Origin of the sequence: Butyrivibrio sp. AE3009 (genome assembly GCF_000420845.1) — a bacterium.
Taxonomy (GTDB): Bacteria; Bacillota; Clostridia; order Lachnospirales; family Lachnospiraceae; genus Butyrivibrio.
Genome location: NZ_ATVS01000093.1, coordinates 1 through 2,402 on the forward strand (window position 1 = coordinate 1; position 2,402 = coordinate 2,402).

Annotated in this window: 5 protein-coding genes; 4 read left to right on the forward strand and 1 reads right to left on the reverse strand. The window is 40.0% G+C overall.

What is annotated here, in order from left to right; translation table 11 throughout:
* The first annotated feature begins 170 nt into the window (after nucleotides 1–170).
* From G588_RS0118410 to G588_RS0118425, 4 genes are all read left to right on the forward strand, one after another.
* Entirely contained in the window at nucleotides 171–1,220 is a 1,050-nt protein-coding gene (locus tag G588_RS0118410; RefSeq protein WP_022780153.1) for a hypothetical protein, read from the forward strand.
* Nucleotides 1,221–1,331: 111 nt separating this feature from the next.
* Nucleotides 1,332–1,730, forward strand: a complete 399-nt coding sequence (locus G588_RS0118415) for a hypothetical protein (protein WP_022780154.1) — start codon at nucleotides 1,332–1,334, stop codon at nucleotides 1,728–1,730.
* Entirely contained in the window at nucleotides 1,711–1,920 is a 210-nt protein-coding gene (locus G588_RS0118420) for a hypothetical protein (protein WP_022780155.1), read from the forward strand. The genes G588_RS0118415 and G588_RS0118420 overlap by 20 nt, the downstream gene beginning before the upstream one ends.
* A gap of 5 nt (nucleotides 1,921–1,925) precedes the next feature.
* The gene (locus G588_RS0118425) at nucleotides 1,926–2,114 is read left to right on the forward strand and encodes a hypothetical protein (RefSeq protein WP_022780156.1); all 189 of its coding nucleotides are present in this window, start codon (nucleotides 1,926–1,928) and stop codon (nucleotides 2,112–2,114) included.
* Nucleotides 2,115–2,173: 59 nt separating this feature from the next.
* Here the strand turns inward: G588_RS0118425 and G588_RS22905 are convergent.
* Nucleotides 2,174–2,402 (reverse strand): hypothetical protein (locus G588_RS22905; protein ID WP_207637771.1); only part of this gene is annotated, 229 nt, incomplete at its 5' end.

Consider the following 2,402-nt stretch of genomic DNA (forward strand, 5'->3'; position numbering starts at 1 on the left):
CCTGACGACGAATACTTCTTTCTCAAGATTATGGATATGAGTCGGAAGCAGTATGTTAGGAATCAGCCATCACATAGAATTTGTGATTGAGCCAAGAAAATTACCGAAGTAAAGAAGTATTGGGAGAGTATTAGGGAAAAAGATGAGGTGAAGAAAGGACTTATATAAGAATGGACATAAATGATATAGTCAGTCTTTTCTCCGAAAAGACTCCGGTAAATGTTGATATTAAAAACACCAGTCACGGGGAGGAGGATTTCAGAGAAACACTGCTTGTGGATTTTGGGGAGAAGAGGATCGTAATCAAGCTTTCTGCAAACGGTTTTACAGATGAGAAACATCTTGCTATGTGGGAACGGATTGCAAAAGAATACCGTGGTCTTGGCTATTATTGCCCTCAGTTTATCAGAGCGCTGGATGGCACATACCCAACGGTTGTATATAAAGACAAGAATTGCAGAGTATGGGGTGAAGAGTTTTCCAAATACAAATCTGCGGAAGAATTGATAAAAGATAAGTTTTCGGATACCAAACTTGTTGAGGAGGGATGGTATTCTTTTTTTGAGGATGCCATGATAATGGATGCCAAAGTTGCGGCATGCCATTTTGATTATACGGATCTTCCATCGGCATATTGCATGTTTGAGCCATTTGATCCAAGTGACACAAGCGACGAAACAACGGAAGATGCGGAAAAATGGCTAGCCATTGCCCAAAACCTTCCGGATAAATACAAAGGCCAGGTAGAACGGATATGGAACAACTGGCTTGAGGCAAGAAAAGAGCTTGAAAAGATATATCATCAGCTTCCGACATCAGTGTTTCAGGCTGATATAAACGATACCAATGTTCTTTTGGATGAGGATGGAAGGTTTAAGGGAGTTTATGACTTCAACATAGGCGGAAGGGAAGTGTTTATTAATTATCTGGTCCGCCAGGCACCCTATGTCTCAACTGATGATACCTACGGCAGCATAGATGTGGATGATAACTTTCTTAAGCGTGTTCTTCATGCACTTGATATCGTAAAGAAAGTATATTCGTTTAATGACTTGGAAAAGAAAGCAGCGCCTTTACTTTATAAATGCATCAGACCTTTATGGTGGCATGCTTCTGTAGAACTAGAAGAAGCCGGTGCGGATGACGAAAAGATCTTGCGGCATTTAGACGCAGTCGAGTACGAGCAGACAAGAGATATTGATTTTTCTGTACATATGTAGTTACCCTGGTGTCATGACATTTCAACCTAATTTTTGTATATTTCAGCAGATATGCATTGAAGGACATTACCATCATGCTATCATGAAAAAAACAAAAGGGTTGGGGAAAGCATGAAAGTATTTGGGAAAAAGAATTTTAGTAAATGCTGCGCAGTTTCACTGTCAATGACACTTATGCTTGGATGCGGAGCGAAAACTGATAGCACTGAAGTAATATCTGAAACTGTTGAAGCCAGTACAGAGACTGATGAGCTCCTAGAGGAGTTAAGTATTTCTCTTTTGGCTGATGATGTTAGTGAAGAGTCGGTTAATAAAGTTAAGGATTCATGGAAACACCTGTCAGAGATTGTACCTCTTTCGGATATTGAGATTGCTATTGGGCCTTCCAGCAGGCATGAAGATGGCAGTGGGGTTAGCAGATCTGATGTACTTTGGAAGTGGCAAGAGGGAAAAGACAGGCCAAAAAAGCGTAAGAGAATGGAGAGAAGGTGTGGTACCAGGTGCAGGTGACCTCCTTGGCAATAATCTGACATATATGGCTGCGGGGCTTGTTACGGGAGATCTAATTGCTGAATATGGCATAGATACTATTATTGGATCCTTGGGATCTTTTGAAGAGGATTTTGGAATGACTTCGGACGAGTATATTCAGAACTATTTGGATAACAAGCTCTATATGCATTATTTAGAGGAGGGATAACCTATATGAGTTCAAAAAATCATGAACCCAGGAATTATTTTAAGGACAGTGAAATTGAAAGAATTTCTAATAGAATGGAGAGAATTGACCCTGAAAGCCCTGATGCTCATGATAAGTGGAAACGCCAGATAATAGCAGACCTCATAATACTGGCTGTTTTCATTGGGCTTGTTATCTATATTATTGTCAGATAACTATAAACTAACATCTCTTTCTCCCAACAAAAATATTCAGCTCTCAACATTTTAATATTTTACTGTAACGTTTGTGGTATATCAATCGTATTAAATAGATGACATCGGGACGGTTCTTTTGTCATTTTAGGAATATTTAGAAGCTTAAAGAGGCTGTCGTACTTTGGTGCGGCAGCTTTTTGTTGCACAAGACCGGCAAGCGAATGGATGCTTGCATACAAATTCATTTGCCGGTTGTAAGAACATGGAGCACGAAGTGCGGAATGTTCGTGTGCGAAATCGAGTAGG